Origin of the sequence: Curtobacterium luteum, from assembly GCF_001475545.1 — a bacterium.
Classification (GTDB): Bacteria; Actinomycetota; Actinomycetes; order Actinomycetales; family Microbacteriaceae; genus Curtobacterium; species Curtobacterium luteum_A.
Genome location: NZ_LDQC01000035.1, coordinates 13,006 through 37,833 on the forward strand (window position 1 = coordinate 13,006; position 24,828 = coordinate 37,833).

Consider the following 24,828-nt stretch of genomic DNA (forward strand, 5'->3'; position numbering starts at 1 on the left):
TTACGTTGAACGCGTGCGAGTCGATCTGTTGACCAGGGAATACCCACCAGAGGTGTACGGCGGGGCGGGCGTCCACGTCGCCGAGCTCACCGCAGCGCTGCGGTCGGGCACGGACACCGAGGTGCGGGTCCGCGCCTTCGGGGCGTTCCGGGACGAGGCCGACGTCTGGGCCTACCGGACGCCGAACGGCCTCGAGCAGGCCAACGGCGCGCTGCAGGCACTCGGCACCGACGTGGCGATCGCCGCCGACGTCGAGGGCGCCGACCTCGTGCACTCGCACACCTGGTACGCGAACGCCGCGGGCCGGATCGCGCAGTTGACCTACAACATCCCGCACGTCGTCACCGCCCACAGCCTCGAGCCGCTCCGGCCGTGGAAGGCCGAGCAGCTCGGCGGCGGCTACCGGCTGTCGAGCTGGATGGAGCGCGAGGCGTTCGAGCGCGCCGACGCGGTCGTCGCGGTGTCGAAGGCCATGCGCGCGGACATCCTGCGCTCGTACCCGTCGATCGACCCGGAACGGGTGCAGGTCGTCTACAACGGCATCGACATCGACGCGTGGCGGCCGGACGTCGACGAGGACGCCGTGCGCGCTCTCGGGATCGACCCCTCCCGTCGCAGCGTCGTGTTCGTCGGACGGATCACGCGGCAGAAGGGACTGCCGTACCTGCTCCGCGCGGTGGCGTCGCTGCCGTCGGACGTGCAGATCGTGCTCTGCGCCGGGGCTCCGGACACCCCGGAGATCATGGCCGAGGTGACCGGCCTGGTCGACTCCCTGCGTTCGGAACGGGACGGCGTGGTCTGGATCGACCGCATGCTCTCCCACGGTGAGATCGTCAACGTGCTGTCCTCCGGCACGGTGTTCGTCTGCCCGTCGATCTACGAACCCCTCGGCATCGTGAACCTCGAGGCCATGGCGTGCGGCATCCCCGTCGTCGGCACCGGCACCGGGGGCATCCCCGAGGTCGTCGCGGACGGGCTCACCGGGCGCATCGTCCCGATCGACCAGGCGCAGGACGGCACCGGCACGCCGACCGATCCCGACCGCTACGTCGCCGACCTCGCGGCGACGCTGAACGAGGTCCTCGAGGACGAGGGGCTCGCGAAGCTGATGGGCCGCGCCGGACGACTCCGTGTCGAGAGCGAGTTCACGTGGGACGCCATCGCCCGCCGGACCCGCGCCGTCTACGACCAGGTCCTCGCCGGGCGCTGACCGGCTGGGCGCTGACCGGCTGGGCGCTGACCGGCCGGGTGCTGGCCGGGCACGTCCGCGGCGCGCGCCGACCCGGTGTCGCGCCGTGGGCCTGCCGGTCGGACCCCGTAGGCTGGGGGCATGCCCTCGGTCGTGCGCCTGTCAGACGTCTCCGTTGTCCGCAACGGAGCAACCATCCTCGACTCCGTCTCGTGGGAGGTGCAGGACGACGAGCGCTGGGTCGTGCTCGGTGCGAACGGCGCCGGCAAGACCACGCTGCTGCAGGTCGCGGGCGCGCAGACGTTCCCGACCTCGGGCGACGTGCACGTCCTCGACGTCGAGCTCGGGACGGCCGACCTGGCCGAACTCCGCCCCCGGATCGGGTTCGCCTCGACCGCCCTCGCGCGGCGCATCCCGTTCACCGAGACCGTGCTCGACGTCGTGCTGACCGCGGCCTACTCGGTGACCGGTCGGTGGAACGAGGAGTACGAGGAGCTCGACGTCCGTCGTGCGCAGCGCGTGCTCGACGAGTGGGGCCTCGGCGCCTTCACCGAGCGGACGTTCGGCGAGCTGAGCGACGGCGAGCAGAAGCGCGTGCAGATCGCCCGCGCGGTCATGACCGACCCCGAGGTCCTGTTCCTCGACGAGCCGGCTGCGTCGCTCGACCTCGGCGCCCGCGAGAGCCTCGTCCGGACCCTCGGCGGCTACGCGCAGAGCCCTGATGCGCCCGCGATCGTCATCGTGACGCACCACGTCGAGGAGATCCCCGTTGGCTTCACGCACGCCCTCGTCCTCACCGACGGCCGGGTCCAGGCCGCTGGTCCGATCGACGAGGTCCTGACCGACGAGACGCTCTCGCAGGCCTTCGGCGTCGGCCTCGCCGTGACGAAGGACGACGGGCGTTGGACGGCCCGCGCGTCGTAGCGGCTCGCCGGACCGATCTGGTAACGTAGACGGCTGGCGCACGCCGAAGACTTCCCGCACGGCGTCCTTTCGGACCCGCGCATCCCGACCGCACCCAACCGAGGAATCTCCATGAAGACCGACACCCACCCCGAGTACAACGCCATCGTCTTCCGCGACCTGGCCTCCGGTGAGACGTTCCTGACGCGCTCGACCGCGACCAGCGACAAGACCATCGAGCTCGACGGTGCGACCTACCCGGTCATCGACGTCGAGATCTCGTCCGCGTCGCACCCGTTCTACACGGGCAAGCAGCGCATCCTCGACTCGGCCGGTCGCGTCGAGAAGTTCAACCAGCGCTTCAAGGGCTTCTCCAAGTAAGCAGCCTCGCGTTCCGCAACGGGCGGTCCTCCTCCGGGAGGGCCGCCCGTTCGGCGTTCCGAGGGCGGTGATCACGCGGTTCGGTCGCGGGCGGCGCGGTGCCGAGCGCGGGCAGCGCCGTGCTGGTGCCGGCGGCGCCGTTCACCAGCGCACAACCAAAGTCCATCGGAATCACGCCGATCCGAGGTGCGAACGAATTCTGGTTGTGCGGCGCACGCGCGGGCGCGGCGCACCGACGCGCGGGTGCGGCGCAATCCCTCGCGACGGCGCGGCGACCGGCGCGAGGAGCGCGGCGTTGCGCGGCCCGGTCGACGAGCGCGCCGGCGGCGGCCCGGACGGCGCGCGCGTCGGCGGCGGCCCGGACGGCGCGCGTGTCGCGCTACGAGCCGTTGCGGTGCGGCCAGCGCCCGTCGGCCGTGAACGCCGGGTCGCGCTTCGAGCGCATGTACTCCTGGAAGGACGCGGCCTGGTCGGCGCACCAGCCGACCTGCTTGCGGTGCAGCTCCTCGGCGGAGACTCCGAGCTCGTCCGGGTACTTCGCGGCGATGGCCTGCGCCACCCGTCCGGCAGCGATCGCGTCCGCGCCGGCGTCGTGCGCGTCGGACAACGTGACGCCGTACAGCTCGGACGCGGCCTCGAGCGTGCGCTTGCCCTTGCGGTAGGTGTCGAGCGCCTTGTCGATGACGAGCGGGTCGACCACGTTGCCGATGACCGGGGACGCGAGGCCGTGCCGCTTGGCTTCGCGGTCGAGGACGGTCAAGTCGTACGGGGCGTTGTAGATGACGAGCGGGATGCCGCGGGCGAACACGGCCTCGACCGCGGCGATGACCTCGGCCACGACCTCACCGGCGGGACGGCCCTCGGCCCGGGCACGCTCGGTGGTGTACCCGTGCACGGCGGCGGCGCCCTCGGGGATGGGGATGCCCGGGTCGGCGACCCAGGCGCCCTCGACGATGGAGCGGCCGGTCATGTCGATCAGGCCGACGTGCGCGGTGACGATCCGGGCGGTCTCCACGTCGACGCCGGTGGTCTCGAGGTCGAAGACGCCGAGTGCGTGCCACCAGGGGCGGCCGGAGAGGTCCTGCACCGCGCGTGCCGGTGCGGTTGCTGTCGCCGAGTACGTCACGCGGCCAGGCTAACGGGACGCACCGACACGGACGGCACCGACACGGACGGCACCGACACGGGCGGCGCCGACACGGACGGGCCGGTGCCGCGCGCCCGCGAGGACGCCAGCGACACGGACGACGTGACCCGCCTGGCGGGGGCGTGCCGCGCCTCCAGGCCGCTACGCCGTCGTCGCGGCGGAGGCGGGAGCGACCGCCGGAGGTGCGACTGCCGGAGCCGCACCCACGTGCAACCAGTAGAACGACTGCGTCCCGAGCGTCAGCGTGACCGATCCGTGCTCGTCGAACGACGGGAACACGCTGCCGCCGAAGAGGTCGTACAGCGGCCGACCGGCGTACTCCGGCACCGAGATCGTCACCGACGTCGGGTTCGTCGCGAACGAGAAGACGCAGAGGACGTCCTCGGCCGACGGTCCGAACTGCTGCCCGGACCCCTCCCACGAGCGCACGAACGCGAGGACGGACTCGTTCGACGTGTCCTTGACGTCGAGCGTGCCGAGGCCGAACACCGGGTGGGCCTTGCGGACGTGGATGACGTTCCGGACCCAGTGCAGGAGCGACCGCGACTGCGCGAGCTGCGCCTCGACGTTGACCTGCTGGTAGTTGTACACGAGCGACTGGACGACGGGCAGGTAGAGCTTGCCCGGGTCCGCCGTCGAGAACCCGGCGTTCCGGTCGGGCGTCCACTGCATCGGCGTGCGGGACGAGTCGCGGTCGGGCAGCCAGATGTTGTCGCCCATCCCGATCTCGTCGCCGTAGTAGAGGAACGGCGACCCGGGCAGCGAGAACAGCAGCGCGTGGATGAGTTCGAGCTCGGCCCGCGAGTTGTCGAGCAGGGGAGCGAGCCGTCGACGGATGCCGATGTTGGAGCGCATCCGCGGGTCGTAGCCGTACCAGCCGTACATCGCCTGGCGGTACTCCTCGCTGACCATCTCGAGGGTGAGCTCGTCGTGGTTGCGGAGGAAGACGCCCCACGCGGCCGACTGCGGCACGTCGAGCGTCTCGGACAGGATCGCCTTGAGTTCCGAGGCGTGCTGTGCGCGCAGCGAGTAGAAGATGCGCGGCATGACGGGGAAGTCGAACGCCATGTGGCACTCCGGTTCCTCGTCGGTGCCGAAGAACGCAGCGGTCTCGCGCGGCCACTGGTTCGCCTCGGCGAGGAGGACCCGCCCGGGGTACTCGTCGTCGACCATGGCGCGGAGCTTCTTGATGAACTCGTGGGTCTCCGGCTCGCCCTCGCCGTTGCCGTCTTCGGACTCGAAGAGGTACGGGATCGCGTCGAGCCGCAGCCCGTCGACGCCCATGTCGAGCCAGTGGCGGACGACGTCGTACACGGCCTCGACGACGGCGGGGTTCTCGAAGTTGAGGTCGGGCTGGTGCGAGAAGAACCGGTGGAAGAAGAACTGCCGCCGGACCGGATCGAACGTCCAGTTCGACTCCTCGGTGTCGACGAAGATGATCCGGATGTTCTCGTACTCCTGGTCGGTGTCGCGCCAGACGTAGAAGTCGCCGTACGGACCGTCCGGGTCCTCGCGCGACTGTTGGAACCACTCGTGCTGGTCGCTCGTGTGGTTGATCACCATGTCGATCACGATGCGCATGTTGCGCTCGTGGGACTTCGTGACCAGCTCGCGGAAGTCGTCGAGCGTGCCGAACTCGGGCAGGATCGCCTTGTAGTCGGCGATGTCGTACCCGCCGTCGCGCATCGGCGACTGGAAGAACGGCGGCAGCCAGATGGCGTCGACGCCGAGCCACTGCAGGTAGTCGAGCTTGCCGATCACGCCCTGGATGTCACCGATGCCGTCGCCGTTGGAGTCGACGAACGAGCGGATCATGCACTCGTAGAAGACGGATCGCTTGTACCACTGCGGGTCCAGGGTCAGGCCTGGGAGCTGGATCGGGGCCGTGAACGTCACCCTGGACACGCTAGGCCGCCCGGCTGGCGCTGTCCGCAGGAAGACCACGGCCGCGCGCGTCGGGCGCGCTTCCCCGTGGACGGACCGGCCTGGAGGCACGGATCACCTCCGCGCACACGCCCCGTCTGCGAGTTCTCCACATCCGGCCCCCGGTGCGGTGGGCGCCCGGGTCGCCTTCCTTAGACTGGCCGGGATGCGCCCGCCCCTGCTCTCCCCGTACCAGTCCCTCATGGCCGCGACCCCGGTCGTGCACCGCGCGGTGCGGACCGACGGACGGACGACGCACTACTGGGTCTACGGACCCGAGGACGCGTCCCGTACGGTGCTCGCGGTGCACGGGTTCCGCGGCGACCACCACGGCCTCGAGACCATCGCGGCACACCTGCAGGGCGTCCGCGTGGTCGTGCCGGACCTCCCGGGGTTCGGCGCGTCGGACCCGCTGCCGTCGTCCGACATCGACTCCTACGTGGCCTGGTTGACCGCGTTCCACCGGGCGCTCGGCATGGACGAGCAGACGGTCGTCCTCGGGCACTCGTTCGGGTCGATCGTCGTCGCCGCCACCGTCGCCGCAGGCCTGCGCACCCGACTGCTCGTGCTGGTCAACCCGATTGCCGCGCCGGCGCTGCAGGGGCCGCGAGCGATCGCGACGGGTGTCGCCATCGGTTACTACAAGGCCGGCGCCGTCCTCCCGAAGCCGCTCGGCCTCGCGCTGCTCCGGAACCCCGCGATCGTGCGGGTGATGAGCATCGCCATGCTCAAGTCGCATGACCGCGAGCTCCGCCGCTGGGTGCACGACCAGCACGACCGCTACTTCTCGGCGTTCTCCGACCGTACGAGCGTGCTCGAGGCGTTCCGCACCTCGGTGACGCACGATGTCTCCGAGTACGCCGACCGCATCGACGTCCCCGTGCTGATGATCGCAGCCGAGCACGACGACATCACGGCGGTCCCCGAGCAACAGGCCCTGGCCGCGCGGCTCGCGGACGCCGAACTCGTGGTCGTGCCGGGCGTCGGGCACCTGGTGCACTACGAGACTCCGGCGGCGGCTGCCTCCGCCGTGCTCCGACGGATGGACGACACCGGGGCTCCGGCGCGCGGCGGACGGCGACGTCGTCCGCAGCAGCGGCGAGGACGGCGACCGGACGGCAAGCCGGACCCGCAGCAGGCGGCGCCGGATGCGCAGCCGGTGGTGCCGGACGCGCGGCAGACCGGGGTGACGGACGGGGCGGGGCCGAGCCGTGCCTCCCGGCCGGACCGACGCGGGGAGCACTCGTCGTGAGCCGCCTGCGCATCGGGATCGACTGCCGGTACGTCCGGATCGGACGCCACGACGGGATCTCGCGGTTCACCGCCGGGATCGTCGCGCACCTGCCCGACCGCCACGAGTACGTCCTGCTGGTGCACGACGTCCGGCAGCTCGAGTCGCTGCCGGCGGGCCTGCCGCACGAACTCCTGCCGGCCCCGACCGACGCCGGTGAGCCGTTCGTCGCGCGGCGGGTCAACGCGCTCGGCCTCGACGCGGTGTTCTCGCCGATGCAGACGATGGGCTCCCGGGGGCGCGACCACGCCCTCGTGCTCACCCTGCACGACCTCATCTACTACCGGAACCGCACGCCCCCACGAGAGTTCTCGTGGCCGATCCGGCTCGGGTGGCGGGCCTTCCACCTGTCCTGGGCGCCGCAGCGGTTCCTGCTGAACGGCGCGGACGGCGTGGTCACGGTGTCCGAGACGACCGCGGGGCTCATCCGCGAGCACCGGTTGACGAAGCGCCCCGTGACGGTCGCGTACAACGCAGCCGACCCGGCCGAGCGGCGTCCGGTGGACGGGGAACGACGTCGCGACCTCGTGTACATGGGGTCGTTCATGCCGTACAAGAACGTCGAGACCCTCGCGGCCGCGCTGCCACTGCTCGGGGCGGACTGGCGACTGCACTGCATGTCGCGGGTGTCGGACGCCGACCGGGCACGACTGACGCGGCTCGCGCCGGCGGACTCGCTCGTCTTCCACGACGGTGCCTCCGACGAGACCTACCTCGACGTCCTCCGGACCGCGACGGCACTCGTGACGGCATCGTACGACGAGGGGTTCGGCATCCCGCTCGTCGAGGCGATGGGCGTCGGCACGCCGGTGGCGGTCAGCGACATCCCGATCTTCCGCGAGATCGGGGGCAGCGCGGCCGAGTACTTCGACCCGTCCTCGCCGTCGGCGGTCGCTGCCGCGGTGCGGCGGCTCGAGGACCGGTGGGACGACGCCTCGGAGCAGTCCGTGGCCCAGGCGGCACGGTTCCGCTGGGCGGACTCGGCCGAGCACGTCGTCGCTGCGGTCGAGCGGGCCGTGGCCGACCGCGCTGCCCGGACGCGTCGGCCCCCTTCGCCTCGGTCGACCGCTGAGTAGACGGGTCAGGTCGGCGGTCGCTCGCTCAAGACCTCCGCGCCGGGGAACACGGACTGCGTCTCCTGACGGGCCTTCGACACGACCGCGCCGAGCGCTGCCCCACGCCCTGTCGTCTGGACCGTCACCAGCTGCACCTTCGCGTCGTCGGAGGGCGTCTCCGGCACCCACGCGCACCGCACGGCCCGGACGCCGCCGATCGCGTCGACACGGCGCGCCAGATCGAGCCGCCGTCCACTGACGTCCGCATCGGCGGAGACCCCGACGCGCATCGTGTCGATCGCGACGACGGCGAACACGCGCACACCGTTGCCGCCGGTCGTCGCCGCGGCCTGACTGAGCGCCGCGACCAGTCCGTCCTGGGCTGCCTCGTCCAGCCCCTCGTCAGCGGTGGCCACGGAGACCACGTCGTAGCTCGCGAACCCGGTCTTCGTCGTCCGGATGCCCTCGACCGAGGCGACGCCGTCGACCGCACGCGCGGCCGTCTCGAAGCGGGACAGTGCAGCCTCGGGCTGGGGGAACACGCCGCCGACGCCGTCCTGCACGCTGCCGATGATGGTCATGAGCGCGACGGCGAGGACGCCTGCTGCGAGGACGACACCGGCGGCGACGAGGGCGCTCCGTCGGACGCGCTGCGGCGTGGTGCGGGTCGGCACCGATGCGGTGTCGGGTCCGAACGCCCGGTCGAGGTCGTCGTCGGGCTCGGCGGGCCACCCGGGTCGCTCGGTGCTCATGCCGTCCCCCTCTCAGGACCTCTTGCCCGGGTCGGCGGGTCGGGCGGCGCCCGGCCTCGGCCCGGAGTGCCCCGGAGCATAGTCCGACGGCGCGGAGCGGGTCCCGAGCCTCGCGCTGCCTGCCGGGGGCACGCTCGCCACGCGGGCCAGGCCCGGCACTCGGGCGCGCGAGCGCGCCGACGTCAGCCGCGGCGCTCGAGGGGGTTCTGGTACTCGAAGGCGGAGCCGCCCGGACCGTCCGACTCGTCGTCGATCGGGTCGTCGAACCGCACGAGCTCGGCGTGGAAGCGTTCCGGATCCCAGCGGAACGAGTGGATCGACCCGTTGCGGATCGGCGTGCTGTGCCGGTCGGCGGTCCCCGGCGCGGCGGCGTTCACCACACTCCGGATGACCGCGCCGTGGGTGGCGACCACGACGGACGCGCCGTCGTAGCGGATCGCGATCTCCCCGAGCTGTTCCGTCACGCGGGCGAGGAGGGCCGACCGGGACTCACGCCCGGGGACGTCGTCGTACGGCCACCGCGCGCGGATCTCGACGTCCGTCAGCCCTTCGGCGTCACCGTAGGAGCGTTCAGCCAGGCCGGGGTAGGTGTCCGGCACGGCGAGCCCGAGTCGGGACGCGATGATCGACCCGGTCTCGCGGGCACGGGAGAGCGGCGACGCGACGACGGCGTCGAACGCCCGGCGAGCCAGGAGTTCGGCTGCGTCGGCGGCCTGGGCCCGCCCGACGTCGTTGAGCGGGATGTCCGTCGACCCCTGGATGCGGCGCTGCTTGTTCCAGTCGGTCTCGCCGTGGCGGACGAGGGAGAGGTGGGTCGTCACCCGACGATCATCCCAGGCTCGCCGGTGCCGGTGCCGGTGCCGGTGCCGGCGACCACTGCGCCGAGCCGCGAGGCGAGCGCCACGAGGGTCTCGGTGGTGCCGGCGTCGAGCTTCACGGCGGCCCGGCGGTCGCTGCGCGTCGTCCCGCGGTTCACGATCACGACCGGGTGCTTCCGCCGGACCGCGTGGTCGACGAGCCGCACGCCCGAGTTCACCGTGAGCGAGGACCCGACGACGAGCAGTGCGTCGGCGTCCGCGACGATCGACACGGACTCGCGGAACTTCTCGGCGGGGACGAACTCACCGAAGAACACCACGTCGGGCTTGAGCACGCCACCGCACACCGAGCAGTCGGGCACGACGAATCGCTCGACGTCGGTGATCTCGACGTCGCCGTCGGGCTGGAGCTGCACCGACCCGGGCTCGTCGATCCACGGGTTCGCGCGGTCGAGCGTGGCCGCGAGGTCCGAGCGCGAGAACACCTGCCCGCACGTCAGGCAGACGGCACGGTCCATCGAGCCGTGGATCTCGACCACCCGCCGCGAACCGGAACGCAGGTGCAGCCCGTCGACGTTCTGCGTGATGACGCCCGTGACGATGCCCTCGCGCTCGAGCTCGGCGAGCGCCCGGTGCCCGTCGTTCGGCACCGCCGCGGCGAAGGTCCGCCACCCGAGGTGCGAGCCGGCCCAGTACCGCTGCCGTTTCGCCGGGTCCGACCGGAACTCCTGGAAGGTCATCGGCTTCCGCACGACGCGGCCCTCGCCCCGGTAGTCGGGGATCCCCGAGTCGGTGCTGAGTCCGGCGCCGGAGAGGACCGCGATGCGCTTGCCGGCGAGCAGCTCGACCACGCGGTCGAGGTCGGCCGCGGTGCTGTGCTCGTCGCTCGGGGGCATCGTCTCCACGGTACCCTCAACAGCCGACCGAACCGCGTCCTTCCCTCCCAGAACGGAACCCCGTGCAGCCCGTCCGCATCGACTCGCTCGACGACCCCCGCCTCGACGACTTCGCACGACTCACCGACGTGGCACTCCGGCGGGTGACCGAGCCGGAGGGCGGGCTCTACATCGCCGAGTCCAACACCGTGATCGAGCGTGCGGTCCGGGCCGGACACGTCCCGCGGAGCGTGCTCGTGCAGGAGAAGTGGCTCGACGACGTGCTGCCGCTCGTCTCCGAGCACGAGGGTCCGGTGTTCGTGGGCCCCGACGCGCTGCTCGAGGAGCTCACCGGGTTCCGCATGCACCGCGGTGCGATCGCGGCGATGCACCGTCCCGAGCTGCCGACCGTCGCCGAGGTCGTCCGCGACGCGAAGCTCGTCGTCGTGCTCGAGGACATCGTCGACCACACGAACGTCGGTGCCGTGTTCCGGAGCGTCGCCGGGCTCGGCGCGGACGCAGTGCTCGTCAGCCCGCGGTGTGCCGATCCGCTCTACCGCCGGAGCGTCCGGGTCAGCATGGGGACCGTGCTGCAGGTGCCCTGGACCCGGATCGGCGAGTGGCCGGAGGCGGGAGAGGAGCTCCGTGAGCAGGGATTCCACCTGGCCGCGATGGCGCTCACCGATCGCTCGGTCGACCTCGATGCGTTCGTCGCCGACGTCCCGGAGCGGGTCGCCCTCGTGATGGGCACGGAAGGGCAGGGGCTCACGGCGCGGGCGATCGCGGCCGCGGACACGACGGTGCGGATCCCGATGTCGCACGGGGTCGACTCGCTCAACGTGGCCGCGGCGAGCGCCGTGGGCCTGTGGGCCGTCGCGCACGCGCAGCGAGCGCGCTGACCGACCGGCGCGCGCAGCGCGCCGCTCCACGTCCTGGGCACACCCCGCCCGCCGGCGCAGGCGGGGCGACCGATCCGGCCTGGAGGCGCGCGACCTGCGTTCTCCACAGCCGGAGCGTCCTCGCAGGGCCGGGCCGCGCCTCCCGGCTAGGCTCCTTGGCTGTGCCACGAGTCGTCCGCCGCCCCCGATCCGCCGTCCGGCGGCCCGTGGCGATCGGCGTGATCGCGGTGCTCCTCCTCGCCGTCGGCTACCTCGTGGCGGCCGCAGTCGTGCCGTTCGCCCCGGCGAGCGCTGCGACGACGACCTACTCGGCACCGAGGTCCACGGTGCCGGACCTCACGTTCCCGGGCTACGGTGCCACCGCGGTCGAGGCGACGGACTTCCCGGAGAGCCTGCGCACGAGCGGTGACCGGAAGCAGCGGTCGATCGCGAGCATCACGAAGGTGGTGACGGCCCTCGTCGTGCTCGAGGAGAAGCCCCTGGCGAAGGGGGAGCGCGGTCCGACGATCCGCTTCACCAAGCAGATGCAGGGGCTCTACGCCGAGTACCTCGCGAAGAACGGTGAGGTCGCGCCGATGCCCGACGGCCTGAGGTTGTCCGAGTACCAGACGTTCCAGGTCATGCTCATGAAGTCGGCGAACAACTACGCGGGGTCACTCGCGCTCTGGGCGTTCGGGTCGATGGATGCGTACGAGAAGGCGGCGGGTACGTGGCTCGACGAGCACGGGCTCGACGACACGGTGATCCACGAGCCGACCGGCCTCGACCCTCGGAACCGCTCGACCGCGACGGACCTCGTCGACCTCGGGCAGCTCGCGCTCGCGAACCCCGTGGTGAAGGAGATCGTCGGGACGAAGCAGGTCACGGTGCCCGGCGCCGGCGAGATCGAGAACTCGAACAAGCTGCTCGGGCTGGACGGCGTCGAGGGGATCAAGACGGGCACGCTCGACGAAGCGGGAGCCTGCCTGCTGTTCGCAGCGACCTACGAACGGGGCGGCCGCTCGGTGACGGTGGTCGGGGCGATGCTCGGCGGGGTCGACCACGATTCGCTCGACGACGACGTGCAGCGGCTGCTGCGGTCGGTGGCGGACAACTTCCAGGTCGTGACGCTGACACACGAGGGGCAGACCTTCGGCACCTACAGCACGCCGTGGCAGGACGGGGCGGACGCGGTCGCGGCGAAGGCGTCCGAGGTGCTGGTGTGGGGGAAGACCACGGTCACGGCGAAGACGCACCTCGACCCGGTGACGGTCGGCGACCGCGGGGAGCGGGTCGGCCGGGTGCGGTTCACGATCTCGGACCACGCAGCGGTGACCGTGCCGCTCGAACTCGACCGATCGATCACCGACCCCGGCGTCTGGTGGCGCTGGACGAACCCGTTCCGCGGCACCTAGGCGGTCGCGGTCAGTCCTGATCGCTGCGGACGTGCAGCGTCCAGGCGCTGTCGCGGGTGCTGCGGAACGCGGAGAAACCGACCTCCTCGACGCCGGTCCGTTCGGACTCCGACAGGTCGAAGCGGAACCGTCCGTCGGCGCACGAGACGGCGTGTTCAAGGCTGATGTACCTGCTGGTGGACCCGCCTCGGAGCTGGAGCGCGCCCTCCATGCTGCCGTCACCGAAGCACGCGAGCTCGATCGACCGGACCTTCGTCGGTGCGGGGAAGGTCATCGAGACCGAGGGCTTGCTCACGTCGGATCGTTCATCGGCCCTGGCGGAGATCCGAGCGAACAGGAGGGCGTCGTCGGACGCCCGCTCGCGCACCTCCCACCGGTGGAGCGCGGCCTCGTCGACCGGGGCCGGCCCGCTGCAGCCGGTGAGCACCCCGGCCAGGACGACGGCGGTGAGGACGGGGGAGACGAGACGCACCCGATGAGGCTAGCGTCGTCCTCGTGACGACGACGTTCCCGCGCAGCTCCCCGTCCGCCCTCGGCATCGACGCACGCGGGGTGTCCGCGTTCCTCGACGCCCTCGAGTCCACGCCCGACGTCGAGGCGCACTCCTTCGTGCTCCTCCGGCACGGCCAGGTGGCCGCCGAGGGCACTTGGGACCCGTACCGCGCCGAGGCCGTGCACCTGCTGTACTCGCTCAGCAAGAGCTTCACCGCCGCCGGTGTCGGAATCGCCGTCCGCGAGGGCCTGGTCGACCTCGACGCAACCGTGCTGTCGTACTTCCCGGAGCTCGACGCCGAGGTCACGGACGAGCGGAGTCGACGCATCCTGGTGCGTCACGTCCTGGCGATGGCGAGCGGACACCGGGAGGAGACGCTCGAGCGCGCCCGCGCGATCGACCCGACGAACACCGTGCGGGGCTTCCTGCTGCTGCCGCCCGACGAGGAGCCCGGCTCGGTCTTCGCCTACAACCAGCCGTGCACGTACACCCTCGCCGAGATCGTCCGTCGCGTGTCCGGCGCTTCGCTCGTCGACTGGTTGCGGCCGCGCCTGCTGGACCCCCTCGGCATCACCGACCTCGCGTGGAAGCGGGACGAGCACGGCAACGAACTCGGCTTCAGCGGTTGCTACGCGCCGGTCGAGGCCGTCGCGAAGCTCGGGCAGCTGTACCTGCAGCACGGCGTGTGGGACGGGCAGCGCATCTTCGACGAGGACTGGGTCGACGCGGCCACCCGCGTCCAGGTTGAGAACCCGCAGGAGGAGAACCCCGACTGGAGCCAGGGGTACGGGTTCCAGTTCTGGATGGCCAGGCACGGCTTCCGCGGCGACGGTGCGTACGGGCAGTTCTGCGTGGTGTTGCCGGAGCAGGACGTCGTGCTCGCGCTGACCGGGCAGAGCGCCGACATGCAGGCGGTCCTCGACGCGGCGTGGCAGCACCTGCTGCCCGCCGTCGATGCTGCATCCGTGGACGCTGGCGCGGACGCCGGCCTGGAGGCACGGGTCGCCTCGCTCGGTCTGCCCCCGGTCTCGGGTGAGCGGCTCCCGGACGCCGCTGCCCACGGCCCGCTGCACCGCGACGGCGCCGCGTGGCGCCTCGAGCTCGACGTCGAGGGCGGCCACCTGTCCGTCCCGGTCGGCGAGGGGGAGTGGGCGGTCGAGGGGCCGCTCGCGGGCAGCGCCGCGCTGGTCGAGGACGGCGCAGCGGTGCTCGTCGCCGTGCGGTTCGTGGAGACCCCGCACACGGCGCACGTCCGCATCGCGATCGACTCGGGCGACGCGACCTTCGTGTGGGTCACGCAGCCGCTGCACGACGGTCCGACGACGCTCCGGCGTCCCGCAGACTGACAGCGGTCGACCGCGCGACGCCACCGGGCGGGCGCTACGGCGTGTCGGAGCGGTACTCCACGACGTCCTGGAGCTCGGGACGCTTCGGGGAGACGCCGTCGCCCGAGGACGTGTGCTTGATGCGCCGCACCACCCAGGGGACGAGGTACTCCTTCGCCCACCCGAGGTCCTCGACGCGTGCTTCCCGCCACGGTCGGGCCTCGAGCGGCTCCGGGGCGAACGGCGCGAGCCCGTGGTCGACGCCGAGCGTGTCGAGCACGGCGGCGGCGACGGTGGCGTGTCCGGTCGGAGAGTGGTGCAGCCGATCTGGTGCCCACATCCGCGGGTCCCGGAGCACCCGGAGCGCCCACATGTCGGCGACGAGTGCGCCGTGCTTCAGGGCGATCGCGTGCAGGTTCTCGTTGTAGATGGCGGTCTTGCCGCGGACCATGCCGAGCACCGGCGTCATGCCGACGTCCGGACCGGTGAACATGACGACCGTCGCGCCGTCGCTCCGGAGTCGGGCGATCATCGCGTCGACCTTCGCGGCGAGGTCGTCCGGGTCCGTGCCGGGGCGGATGATGTCGTTGCCGCCGGCCGACACCGTGACGAGGTCCGGTCGGAGGTCGAGCGCCGGTTCCACCTGCTCGTCGATGATCTGCTGCAGCAGGCGACCGCGGATCGCGAGGTTGGCGTACGCGAAGTCGCCGGCGCCGGTCGCGTCCGCCTGGTGCGCGAGGACCTCGGCCACCCGGTCCGCCCAGCCCCGGTTGCCGCCCGGCACCGTGGGGTCCGGGTCCCCGATCCCCTCGGTGAACGAGTCACCGATCGCGACGTACCTGGACCACGGATGACGTTCTGACACGCATCGGACCCTAGTCTCGTGGCATGAGCACGGCCAACCCGATCCCCGCGGACCTCCTCGAGCGCATCGCCGCCCGAGCGCCCGGGTACGACGCCGCGAACGCGTTCTGCACCGAGGACCTCGACGAGCTGCGCGCCGCCGGGTACCTGCGACTCGGCGTGCCCGCCGAGCACGGCGGCCAGGACCTCGGGCTCCGCGCGACGGTCGCGGTCCAGCGGACCCTCGCGAAGGCGGCGCCGGCGACCGCGCTCGGGCTGGGGATGCACCAGGTGTGGGTGCAGGCGGCCCGCAGCGTGCGTGCACGGGGCGGGTCGTTCCTCCAGGCCGTCACCGACCACGCGGCGGCCGACCACCTGCTCGCGTTCGGGGTGAGCGAGCCGGGCAACGACGCCGTGCTCTTCGACTCGTCGACGACGGCGGAGCCGGACGGCGACGGCGGCTACCGGTTCACCGGCACGAAGGTCTCGACCTCGCTCGCGCCGGTCTGGGACGTCCTCAGCCTGTTCGGGAAGGACACGTCCGGTCCCGAGCCGGTGCTCGTGCACGGCTTCACCGTCCGCGACGACGGCGGCGTGACGCACCACGACGACTGGGACACCCTCGGGATGCGGGCGACGCAGAGCCGCACGACCGTCCTCGACGCCGTGCACGTGCCTGCCGAGCGGATCGTGCGGGTGCTGCCGGTCGGACCGAACCAGGACCCGCTGACGTTCGGCGTGTTCGCCGCGTTCGAGCTCCTCGTGGCGTCCGTGTACGTCGGGATCGCCGAGCGCGCGGTCGAACTGGCGGTGACGGCCGTGCGGGACCGCACGTCGCTCGACGGCGCGCGCAGGTCGGACGACCCGGACGTGCGCCGCGCCCTCGCCGACGCGCAGGGGGCCGTGGACGCGGTCGCGCTGCAGGTCGACGCCCTCGCACGCGACGTCGACGACCTCGTCGACCACGGCGCGCGGTGGTTCCCGTTGCTCGTCGGGACCAAGGCCCGCACCGTCGACGCGGCGCAGCACGTCGTCGACGAGGCGCTGCGTGTCGTCGGCGGCTCCGCCTACCGGGCGGGGAGCGAGCTCGCCCGACTCGCGCGGGACGTGCGCGCCGGCCAGTACCACCCGTCGTCGCGGGACTCGGCCGCCCGGACGATCGCGACGGCCCTGCTCGGCCCGATCCGCTGACACAGGCGCACCGACCGGGCCGCCGACACGCGGCGGACCGGCGATGTCGGTGGCCGGTGGCAACATCGCCGTGTGAGCAAGCAGGACGGACGCAACCGGCTCGTCTCCGACGCACCGGTCGACGACGTCACCGCCACCGTGCTGCACGTCGACATGGACGCCTTCTTCGCCTCCGTCGAGCTGCTCGACCGCCCGGACCTGGTCGGGCTGCCGGTCATCGTCGGCCATGACTCCGACCGCTCCGTCGTGACCGCCGCCACGTACGAGGCTCGTCGCTACGGCGTGAACTCCGCGATGCCGATGGCCGTCGCCAAGCGCCGCTGCCCGAACGCCGTCGTCGTCGAGCCGCACTTCGAGAAGTACCGCGAGCAGTCCGCGGCCGTGATGAGCGTCTTCGACCGCTTCACCCCTCGCGTCGAACGGCTCGGCATCGACGAGGCCTTCCTCGACGTCGCCGGCGCCCTCCGGCTCTACGGCACGCCGTGGGAGATCGGCGCGGCCATCCGTCGCGCGGTGTTCGAGCAGACGGGGCTGCACTGCTCGGTGGGTGCCGCGTCGACCAAGTTCGTGGCGAAGCTCGCGTCGAGCCGCGCCAAACCGGACGGTCTCCTCGTCGTCCCCGCCGCCGAGACCGTCGCGTTCCTCCACCCGCAGCCCGTGTCCGCGCTCTGGGGCGTCGGCGGCAAGACGCAGGAGACCCTCGAACGGCGGGGCATCCGGACCGTCGGCGACCTCGCGACGACACCGCTGCCGTCGCTCGTGGCGGCGCTCGGGCCGGCCGGCGGGCAGCGGCTCCACGACCTCTCGTGGGGGCGCGACCCTCGGACGGTCGAGACCGGCGTCGGCGAGAAGTCGATCGGGCACGAGGTCACGTTCGGTCGCGACCTGACCGACCGTGACGACGTCGCCCGCGAGCTCCTGCGGCTGGCCGACAAGGTGGCCGTCCGGCTCCGCCGCGCCGACGTCCAGGCCCGCACGGTCGCGCTCAAGGTCCGGTACACCGACTTCACCACGCTCACCCGCTCGCGCACGCTGGCCGAGCCCACCGACGTCGCCAGGCGGATCCACCGCGAAGCCGTCGAGCTGTACGACGTCCTGCACCGTGCGGGCAACCGGATCCGGCTCATCGGGGTGCGCGGCGAGAACCTCGTCCCGGCGGCCGCGAGCAACGCGCTGTGGGACGACGACGCGCCGTGGCGGGAGACGGAGACGACGGTCGACGCGGTCGCCGCACGGTTCGGAGCCGGCGTGCTGCGGCCGGCGTCGCTCGTGCGGAACGCGCCCGAGCAGCGTGCCCCGCACGCTCGTCAGGACCCTGCGTGACGGTAGAATCGCGTGAAGTGAGCGCAGCGGAGTACGACAACCAGCAGCAGCCCGCCACGCTGTGGGCCGACGCGTCGGCGACGCCGGACGGACACGTCCCGAGCGGAGACGACGGAACTCCGGCCCGCCCGCACGACGAGGCCGCGGCCCAGGCCGAGGCCGCCGGCAACGCCGCTGCCGAGCACCTCTCGCCCGCGTTCCCGGACCGCGCAGCGTGGGGTACCGCGTCCAAGCTCCGTGCCTGGCAGGTCGAAGCCCTCACGAAGTACTTCGAGACGGAACCGCGCGACTTCCTCGCCGCGGCCACCCCCGGCGCCGGCAAGACGACCTTCGCGCTCCGGCTCGCCACCGAGCTGCTCGCCCGCGGGACGGTCGACCGGATCGTCGTCGTGGCCCCCACCGAGCACCTCAAGCGCCAGTGGGCGGACTCCGCGGACCGCGTGGGCATCCGCATCGACCCGATGTTCAAGAACGGCGACGGCATGTTCGGCCGGCACTACCAGGGCGTGGCGATCACCTACGCCCAGGTCGGCATGAACCCCGAGGTGCACCAGCGGATCACGGCCGGCGGCAGGACCCTGGTCATCCTCGACGAGGTCCACCACGGTGGGGACGCTCTCACCTGGGGCGACGGCATCCGGGAGGCCTTCACCAAGGCCACGCGTCGGCTGTCCCTGTCGGGCACCCCGTTCCGCTCGGACACGGCACCGATCCCGTTCGTGCAGTACGCGCCCGACGAGCAGGGCATCCGGACGTCGATCTCCGACTACAACTACGGCTACGGGCGGGCGCTCAAGGACGGCGTCGTCCGGCCCGTGCTCTTCATGGCCTACGCCGGGCAGATGCGCTGGAAGACCCGCATGGGCGACGAGATGTCGGCGTCGCTCGGCGAGCAGGTGACGAAGGACATCACCGCGCAGGCGTGGCGGACCGCGCTCTCACCCGACGGCGAGTGGATGCCCGCGGTGCTCAGCGCCGCCGACAAGCGCCTCACCGAGGTCCGGCGTGGCGTCCCGGACGCGGGCGGCCTGGTGATCGCGACCGACACGACCACCGCCAGGGCGTACGCGCGGATGCTCACGCAGATCACGGGCGAGCGGCCGACCGTCGTGCTGTCCGACGAGGCCGCAGCATCCGAACGCATCGGCGCCTTCGCCGAGGGCGACTCGCGCTGGATGGTCGCCGTCCGCATGGTCTCCGAAGGCGTGGACGTGCCCCGGCTCTGTGTCGGCGTGTACGCCACGAGCGCGAGCACGCCGCTCTTCTTCGCCCAGGTGATCGGCCGCTTCGTGCGAGCCCGACGCCGCGGCGAGACGGCGTCGGTGTTCCTCCCGAGCGTGCCCGGGCTGATGGCACTCGCGGCCTCCCTCGAGCTCGAACGCGACCACGCGCTCGACCGCCCGAAGGACGCCGACGACGGGATGTACAACCCCGAGGACGCGATGGTCGCGGAGGCCAACCGCGAGGACCGCGCCTCGGAGAGCCTGCTGGAGGTGCAGCCGTTCGAGGCGCTCGACTCGCAGGCCTCGTTCGACCGCGTGCTCTACGACGGGGGCGAGTTCGGTACCGGGGGCGAGGTCGGTTCGCTCGAGGAGCTCGACTTCATCGGCATCCCCGGGCTGCTCGAACCCGACCAGGTGCGCGACCTCCTGCGGGCCCGGCAGGCCTCCCAGGCGAAGCGGTCCAAGGGTCGGACGGCGAAGGACGGACTGCCGAAGCCCAAGCCGGAGACCGACCGACCGATGTACCTGACGCTCAAGGAGCAGCGGACCGAGCTCGCACGCCTCGTGTCGATCTGGTCACGCCACTCGAACGAGCCGCACGGCGCGATCCACGCCGAACTCCGTCGGATCAGCGGCGGCCCGGCGGTGGCGCAGGCGAGTGTCGAGCAGATCCAGAAGCGCATCGACGTGCTGCGCTCCCGGATCGGCGGCCGACGGTGAGCGTCCGGTGATCGAGCCCGTCGACGACCGGACGTGGCTCGTCAAGCGTGACGCGGAGTCCTCGCCCGAGGCGATCATCGACCGCTTCGGCGGCGGCTACCGATTGCGGCGGTTCTCGCTCACGGAGTCCCGGCGGACGCCGCACGGGGTGTTCACGGGCCCCGAACTCGCCGAGACCGCGTGGTGGCGCCTCCGTGATCGTCGCGGCGCACTTTGACAGCACGACGGGGCTAGCGTCCGAGCGGTGACCGACGATCAGCGCCGCGAAGCCGGCCGGAGTGACGCCCCGGTCGAGGACGAGATCCACGACTCCTTCGAGGCCGTCGTCGAGGAGGGCACGGAACGCCTCCGACGGACGACCCGGGTCGTGCTCGCCACCGGGTTCGCCGGCGGACTGGAGATCGGCCTCGGCGTGATGGCGTACCTCGCCGTCCTGCACGAGACCGACAGCCACCTCCTCGCCGGCCTCGCGTTCGGCGTGGGACTCGTCGCGCTGTACCTGGCGCACAGCGAGCTGTTCACAGAGAACTTCCTCATGCCGATCGTGGCGCTGGTCGCGCGTGAGGGGACGGTCGGCCAACTGCTGCGCCTCTGGGCCGGGACCCTCGCGGCCAACCTCGCCGGCGGGTGGCTGTTCATGTGGCTCGTCGTCCAGGCGTTCCCGCAGTGGCACGACGAGCTCGAGGAGTCCGCACGGCACTACGTCGACACGCCGTTCGGGCTCCAGGTCGCGGTGCTCGCCGTCCTCGGCGGCAGCACGATCACGCTCGTGACGCGCATGCAGCAGGGCACCGACTCCGACCCCGCGAAGATCGTCGCCGCGGTGATCGGCGGGTTCCTCCTGTCCGGGCTCCAGCTGTTCCACTCGATCCTCGACTCACTGCTCGTCTTCGGAGCGATCCAGGCCGGGGCGTCGATCAGCTACGGGCAGTGGATCGGGTGGTTCGGCTACACCCTCCTGTTCAACGTGGTCGGGGGCGTCGTCCTCGTCACCGCCCTCCGCCTCGTCCGGTCGGCGGACCTCCTGCAGCACCGCCGACGCGGCGCTCCGGACGAGCCGGGCCGGGGGAGCGGCGAGCAGTGATCGTCAGCGGACCATGCGGAGCGACCGTTCGATCGGGCCGAACGACGACGTCGCCCCGTCCGTGACGAACCCGTTCCGCCGGTAGAACGCCTGCGCCCGCGGGTTGTCGTCGGCCACCCACAGCGAGGCCGGCCGGTCTCCGAGCACCGCGTCGAGCAACGCCTGCCCGGCACCCGTGCCGTGCGCGCGGGCGAGGACGTAGAGCATCGTCAGCTCCTCCGGTCGCACCGGTGACCCGCCGTCCGCCGTCGGCGTCGGCTGCACGGCGCCGAACCCGACGATCTCGTCGCCGTCGAGGGCGACCACCGACGAGAGCACCTGTTCGGTCAGGTTCGTCCGCCACATCGCGATACGGGGTTCGACCGCGAACCACGGACTGGAGTCCGGGTCGTCGACGTGCCGCCAGTAGGTCTCCCGCCACGAGGTCGCGTGCACGAAGGCGATCTGCTCCGCGTCCGCGAGCGTCGCCGGTCGGACGGTCAGGGCGTGCGCGAGGGGAGCCATGCGGTCACGGTACCGATCCGGCGAACGACGACGCCGATCCCGGTCGGCGCGGCTTGGTGACGCCACCAGGGAAACTCCGGTAGACCGGACACATGGCAGATTCGATCCCGCACGTCCTGGTCCTCGGTGGCGGCTCCGCCGGCTACACGACCGTCAAGCAGCTGCAGAAGCACGCTGCGACGGTCCCGATGCGCATCACGCTCGTCGACCAGAACACCTACTACACGTACCTGCCGTTCCTGCCGGAGGTCGCCGGCGGTCACATCGCGCCGAAGGACGTCACCTTCGAGCTGCGTCGTGCGCTGAAGCGGACCCGGGTCATCCAGGGCAAGGTCACCGGGATCTCGTCGAAGGACAAGACCGTGTCGATCTCGACGGCCGGCGGCGACGACCGCACCCTCGGGTACGACCAGCTCGTCGTCGCGCTCGGGTCGGTGACGCGCACGTTCCCGACCCCGGGCCTCGAGGAGTACGGCGTCGGCTTCAAGACCGTCGAGGAAGCCGCGTACGTCCGTGCGAAGCTCCTCGACAACATCGCCAAGGCAGCAGCGACCCGCGACGAAGACGAGCGACGTCGCCTCCTCACGAGCATCTTCGTCGGCGGTGGGTACACCGGCGTCGAGGCCATCGGCGAGCTCTTCGACGTGTCGCAGGCCGCGATCGGGACCTACCCGTCGCTGGCCGGTGAGCACCCCCGTTGGGTCCTCATCGACGCCCTCGACCGCGTGGCACCCGAGGTCGGCCCCGAGCTGTCGAAGTGGACCCTCGAATCGCTGCGCGCCCGCGGGATCGACGTCCGCTTGAAGACGACCATGCCGAGCGCCGAGGGCGGCGTCATCAAGCTCTCCGACGGCGACGAGTTCGCTGCCGGGCTGCTCGTGTGGACCGCCGGCGTGAAGCCGAACCCGCTGCTCGACGCCACCGACCTGCCGCGCGGACCGAAGGGCCACCTCGCCGCGAACGCGAAGCTCCAGGTCGAGGCCGAGGACACCCACGAGGTCGTCCCCGGCGTCTGGGGCCTCGGCGACGTGGCGCAGGTCCCCGACCTCACGGCGGAGAAGCAGCCGGCGTACTACCCGCCGAACGCCCAGAACGCCGTCCGTCAGGCCGTGGTCGCGGCGGACAACGTCGTCGCGACGATCACCGGCAAGCCGCTCGAGGAGTACCGCCACCCGTCGATCGGCACCGTGGCCTCCTACGGTGTCGGCAAGGGCGCGGCGAACATCAAGGGCGTCAAGATGACGAACCTGTTCGCCTGGCTCGCGCACCGCGCGTACCACGTGTACGCGATGCCGACGCTGAACCGGAAGGCGCGCATCGTCATCGGCTGGATCACGGGTGCCGTGTCCGGTCGCGACGCGACCTCCCTGATCAAGGAGACGGACCCGCGACGCAACTTCGTCGAGGCGTCGAAGAGCTAGGAGACGGAACGCGGCATCAGGCCGCAACTTCGTCGAGGCGTCGAAGAGCTAGGAGACTGAACGCGGCACCAGGCCGCGACTTCGTCGAGGCCTCCACGTCGTCGACGCTCCCACCTGACGGACGGGAGGCGCGGTGCCAGCTGGCACCGCGCCTCCCGTCCGTTCGTGGTACGTGCCCGTCGCGACGCGCGCGGTTCGTGACGTGACCTCAGCCGCAGTGCGCCGCGTCGCGCGCGGACAGCGTGCGTGGACAGGGTGCGCGGACCTGGGACGGCGTGGACGCCCGAGCGGTGAGCGTGGATGTTCCGAGCGAGAGGAGCGTCCATGCGCGCCATGACGTACCGCGGCCCGTACCGGGTCCGCGTCGAGGACAAGCCGGACCCGCGGATCGAGCACGAGAACGACGCCGTCGTCCGGGTCGAACGGGCCGCGATCTGCGGTTCCGACCTGCACCTGTACCACGGGATGATGCCCGACACCCGGGTCGGCCACACGTTCGGGCACGAGTTCATCGGGGTCGTCGAGCAGGTGGGTCCCTCGGTGGCGCACCTCAACGTCGGTGACCGGGTGATGGTGCCGTTCCACATCTCGTGCGGGTCGTGCTGGTTCTGCGCCCGCGGGCTCTTCACCAACTGCCACAACGTGAACGCGAACGCCACCGCTGTCGGCGGGATCTACGGCTACTCCCACACCACCGGTGGCTTCGACGGCGGGCAGGCGGAGCGGGTCCGCGTCCCGTTCGCGGACGTCGGCCCCGAGGTCATCCCGCCGTGGCTCGACGACGAGGACGCCCTCCTCCTGACCGACGCCCTCGGCACGGGGTACTTCGCGGCGCAGCTGGCATCGATCCGGGAAGGGGACACCGTCGTGGTGCTCGGTGCGGGGCCGGTGGGACTGTTCGCGGCGAAGTCGTCGTGGTTCATGGGGGCAGGTCGCGTGATCGTGGTCGACCAGCTCGAACACCGCCTGGAGAAGGCGCGGACGTTCGCGCACGCCGAGACGATCAACTTCGCCGAGGTCCCCGACGTCGTGCTCGAGATGAAGCGGCAGACGGACTTCCTCGGTGCCGACAGCGTGATCGACGCCGTCGGGGCCGAGGCGGACGGCAACGCCACCCAGCAGGTCACGGCCTCGAAGCTCAAGCTGCAGGGAGGGTCGCCGACCGCGCTGAACTGGGCGATCGACGGCGTCCGGAAGGGTGGCACGATCTCCGCGATCGGTGCGTACGGCCCCATCCCGAGTGCGGTGAAGTTCGGCGACGCGATGAACAAGGGCGTCACCATCCACGCGAACCAGGCGCCCGTGAAGCGGCAGTGGCCGAGGCTGCTGGAACACATCCGGGCCGGGCACCTCAAGCCGAGCGACATCATCACGCACCGCATCCCGCTCGAGCACATCGCCGAGGGCTACCACCTGTTCTCGTCGAAGCTCGACGGGATCATCAAGCCCGTCATCGTCCCGTGAAGGAGCACGCCATGACCGACCACACCCCGTACATCGCGGACCCGCCCCGTCGTGTCCCGACCGCCGACGAGCTCCGCGCCCGGATCCCCGGGTGGGGGAGCGACCTCGACCCTGCCGATCGCCCGTCGGTGCCCAAGCTCTCGCGAGCGGCCGGGTCCGCGACGGGCGTGCACTGGGACGTCCCCACGCAGCAGCTCGGCGCCGAAGGACGCGAACGCTCGATCGAGCACGCGCACGTCACGCCGGTGTTCGGGACGGCGCAGCCCCTGCGTGGCGTCGCCGGAGCGGTCCGGCGGGTCGCCTACGCGAGGTTCAGCGAGGGGCGCCTGGCGCACTGGTTGCTGCTCGTCCTCGGGGACCGGATCGACGTGGCGACGCACCGCGTGACGGATGCGCTCCGGGGCCGACCGGACCGGGTCGTGCACGAGACGGGGGTGCGCGCTGAGCTCGTCGGGCGCCCGGTCGCGTCGCGCCTCGGCTCGTCGCGACGGGACTGGCGGCACGGGGTGCTCGATCCGCTGGTCGCCAACTGGGGCTGGCTGGCCGCGGCCGCCGGCGTCGTGCTGGTGGTGCGTCGGGTCGCCCGCTCGCGTCGCTCACGGTGACGGCC

The 24,828-nt window shown here is 71.9% G+C and carries 24 protein-coding genes; 16 read left to right on the top strand and 8 right to left on the bottom strand.

Annotated features, from left to right (window positions below):
* The first annotated feature begins 13 nt into the window (after nucleotides 1-13).
* From glgA to NS184_RS06315, 3 genes are all read left to right on the top strand, one after another.
* Nucleotides 14-1,210 (top strand): glycogen synthase, encoded by a 1,197-nt coding sequence (gene glgA / locus NS184_RS06305; RefSeq protein WP_058725288.1) that lies wholly within the window; start codon nucleotides 14-16, stop codon nucleotides 1,208-1,210.
* A 120-nt stretch (nucleotides 1,211-1,330) separates the two neighbouring features.
* On the top strand, nucleotides 1,331-2,113 hold the full coding sequence (locus NS184_RS06310; protein ID WP_058725289.1) for an ABC transporter ATP-binding protein: 783 nt from the start codon (nucleotides 1,331-1,333) through the stop codon (nucleotides 2,111-2,113).
* A gap of 111 nt (nucleotides 2,114-2,224) precedes the next feature.
* Nucleotides 2,225-2,473, top strand: a complete 249-nt coding sequence (locus NS184_RS06315) for a type B 50S ribosomal protein L31 (protein ID WP_022905175.1) — start codon at nucleotides 2,225-2,227, stop codon at nucleotides 2,471-2,473.
* 379 nt (nucleotides 2,474-2,852) lie between these two features.
* Here the strand turns inward: NS184_RS06315 and NS184_RS06320 are convergent, their stop codons facing one another.
* Both NS184_RS06320 and treS read right to left on the bottom strand, forming a co-directional pair.
* Nucleotides 2,853-3,560 (bottom strand): 3'-5' exonuclease, encoded by a 708-nt coding sequence (locus NS184_RS06320; RefSeq protein WP_058725306.1) that lies wholly within the window; start codon nucleotides 3,558-3,560, stop codon nucleotides 2,853-2,855.
* 201 nt (nucleotides 3,561-3,761) lie between these two features.
* Nucleotides 3,762-5,516, bottom strand: a complete 1,755-nt coding sequence (gene treS, locus NS184_RS06325; RefSeq protein ID WP_058725290.1) for a maltose alpha-D-glucosyltransferase — start codon at nucleotides 5,514-5,516, stop codon at nucleotides 3,762-3,764.
* A 193-nt stretch (nucleotides 5,517-5,709) separates the two neighbouring features.
* Between treS and NS184_RS06330 the strand changes: the two genes are divergently transcribed.
* Entirely contained in the window at nucleotides 5,710-6,795 is a 1,086-nt protein-coding gene (locus tag NS184_RS06330; RefSeq protein ID WP_083513504.1) for an alpha/beta fold hydrolase, read from the top strand.
* A gap of 5 nt (nucleotides 6,796-6,800) precedes the next feature.
* A complete protein-coding gene (locus tag NS184_RS06335; protein ID WP_058725307.1) occupies nucleotides 6,801-7,910 on the top strand; it encodes a glycosyltransferase family 4 protein in 1,110 nt (369 codons plus the stop codon).
* 5 nt (nucleotides 7,911-7,915) lie between these two features.
* On the opposite strand, the gene NS184_RS06340 is transcribed toward NS184_RS06335, so the two are convergent.
* From NS184_RS06340 to NS184_RS06350, 3 genes are all read right to left on the bottom strand, one after another.
* Entirely contained in the window at nucleotides 7,916-8,641 is a 726-nt protein-coding gene (locus NS184_RS06340) for a hypothetical protein (protein WP_058725291.1), read from the bottom strand.
* Between the two features lie 182 nt (nucleotides 8,642-8,823).
* A complete protein-coding gene (locus NS184_RS06345; RefSeq protein WP_058725292.1) occupies nucleotides 8,824-9,462 on the bottom strand; it encodes a histidine phosphatase family protein in 639 nt (212 codons plus the stop codon).
* Complete coding sequence (locus NS184_RS06350; RefSeq protein WP_058725308.1) at nucleotides 9,459-10,355, bottom strand: Sir2 family NAD-dependent protein deacetylase; 897 nt, start codon at nucleotides 10,353-10,355, stop codon at nucleotides 9,459-9,461. Before NS184_RS06350 ends, NS184_RS06345 begins: the two co-directional genes overlap by 4 nt.
* Before the next feature lie 62 nt (nucleotides 10,356-10,417).
* Here NS184_RS06350 and NS184_RS06355 point away from each other — a divergent pair, with 62 nt between their 5' ends.
* Both NS184_RS06355 and NS184_RS06360 read left to right on the top strand, forming a co-directional pair.
* Nucleotides 10,418-11,233, top strand: a complete 816-nt coding sequence (locus tag NS184_RS06355) for a TrmH family RNA methyltransferase (RefSeq protein WP_058725293.1) — start codon at nucleotides 10,418-10,420, stop codon at nucleotides 11,231-11,233.
* A gap of 161 nt (nucleotides 11,234-11,394) precedes the next feature.
* The gene (locus NS184_RS06360; RefSeq protein ID WP_193750414.1) at nucleotides 11,395-12,627 is read left to right on the top strand and encodes a D-alanyl-D-alanine carboxypeptidase family protein; all 1,233 of its coding nucleotides are present in this window, start codon (nucleotides 11,395-11,397) and stop codon (nucleotides 12,625-12,627) included.
* 10 nt (nucleotides 12,628-12,637) lie between these two features.
* On the opposite strand, the gene NS184_RS06365 is transcribed toward NS184_RS06360, so the two are convergent.
* Nucleotides 12,638-13,099, bottom strand: a complete 462-nt coding sequence (locus tag NS184_RS06365; protein WP_058725295.1) for a hypothetical protein — start codon at nucleotides 13,097-13,099, stop codon at nucleotides 12,638-12,640.
* 23 nt (nucleotides 13,100-13,122) lie between these two features.
* Between NS184_RS06365 and NS184_RS06370 the strand changes: the two genes are divergently transcribed.
* Nucleotides 13,123-14,466: a serine hydrolase domain-containing protein gene (locus NS184_RS06370; protein WP_058725296.1), complete on the top strand. Its 1,344-nt coding sequence runs from the start codon at nucleotides 13,123-13,125 to the stop codon at nucleotides 14,464-14,466.
* A 34-nt stretch (nucleotides 14,467-14,500) separates the two neighbouring features.
* Here NS184_RS06370 and NS184_RS06375 read toward each other — a convergent pair whose 3' ends face one another.
* Nucleotides 14,501-15,310, bottom strand: a complete 810-nt coding sequence (locus NS184_RS06375) for an SGNH/GDSL hydrolase family protein (protein ID WP_058725297.1) — start codon at nucleotides 15,308-15,310, stop codon at nucleotides 14,501-14,503.
* A gap of 23 nt (nucleotides 15,311-15,333) precedes the next feature.
* On the opposite strand from NS184_RS06375, the gene NS184_RS06380 reads away from it, so the two are divergent.
* The 5 genes from NS184_RS06380 to NS184_RS06400 all read left to right on the top strand — a co-directional run bounded on the left by NS184_RS06380 (nucleotide 15,334) and on the right by NS184_RS06400 (nucleotide 20,829).
* Complete coding sequence (locus tag NS184_RS06380; protein WP_058725298.1) at nucleotides 15,334-16,479, top strand: acyl-CoA dehydrogenase family protein; 1,146 nt, start codon at nucleotides 15,334-15,336, stop codon at nucleotides 16,477-16,479.
* A 72-nt stretch (nucleotides 16,480-16,551) separates the two neighbouring features.
* On the top strand, nucleotides 16,552-17,802 hold the full coding sequence (gene dinB / locus NS184_RS06385; RefSeq protein ID WP_058725299.1) for a DNA polymerase IV: 1,251 nt from the start codon (nucleotides 16,552-16,554) through the stop codon (nucleotides 17,800-17,802).
* A 17-nt stretch (nucleotides 17,803-17,819) separates the two neighbouring features.
* Nucleotides 17,820-19,745, top strand: a complete 1,926-nt coding sequence (locus NS184_RS06390; RefSeq protein ID WP_152998093.1) for a DEAD/DEAH box helicase — start codon at nucleotides 17,820-17,822, stop codon at nucleotides 19,743-19,745.
* A 7-nt stretch (nucleotides 19,746-19,752) separates the two neighbouring features.
* Nucleotides 19,753-19,962: a hypothetical protein gene (locus NS184_RS06395; RefSeq protein WP_058725300.1), complete on the top strand. Its 210-nt coding sequence runs from the start codon at nucleotides 19,753-19,755 to the stop codon at nucleotides 19,960-19,962.
* A 27-nt stretch (nucleotides 19,963-19,989) separates the two neighbouring features.
* On the top strand, nucleotides 19,990-20,829 hold the full coding sequence (locus NS184_RS06400) for a formate/nitrite transporter family protein (RefSeq protein WP_058725301.1): 840 nt from the start codon (nucleotides 19,990-19,992) through the stop codon (nucleotides 20,827-20,829).
* A 3-nt stretch (nucleotides 20,830-20,832) separates the two neighbouring features.
* Here the strand turns inward: NS184_RS06400 and NS184_RS06405 are convergent, their stop codons facing one another.
* Nucleotides 20,833-21,333: a GNAT family N-acetyltransferase gene (locus NS184_RS06405; RefSeq protein WP_058725302.1), complete on the bottom strand. Its 501-nt coding sequence runs from the start codon at nucleotides 21,331-21,333 to the stop codon at nucleotides 20,833-20,835.
* A gap of 92 nt (nucleotides 21,334-21,425) precedes the next feature.
* Here NS184_RS06405 and NS184_RS06410 point away from each other — a divergent pair, with 92 nt between their 5' ends.
* From NS184_RS06410 to NS184_RS06420, 3 genes are all read left to right on the top strand, one after another.
* Complete coding sequence (locus NS184_RS06410) at nucleotides 21,426-22,754, top strand: NAD(P)/FAD-dependent oxidoreductase (protein WP_058725303.1); 1,329 nt, start codon at nucleotides 21,426-21,428, stop codon at nucleotides 22,752-22,754.
* 324 nt (nucleotides 22,755-23,078) lie between these two features.
* On the top strand, nucleotides 23,079-24,218 hold the full coding sequence (locus tag NS184_RS06415) for a zinc-dependent alcohol dehydrogenase (RefSeq protein ID WP_058725304.1): 1,140 nt from the start codon (nucleotides 23,079-23,081) through the stop codon (nucleotides 24,216-24,218).
* An 11-nt stretch (nucleotides 24,219-24,229) separates the two neighbouring features.
* Nucleotides 24,230-24,823, top strand: coding sequence for a hypothetical protein (locus NS184_RS06420; protein WP_058725309.1), 594 nt, complete (start codon nucleotides 24,230-24,232; stop codon nucleotides 24,821-24,823).
* Nucleotides 24,824-24,828 lie beyond the last annotated feature (5 nt).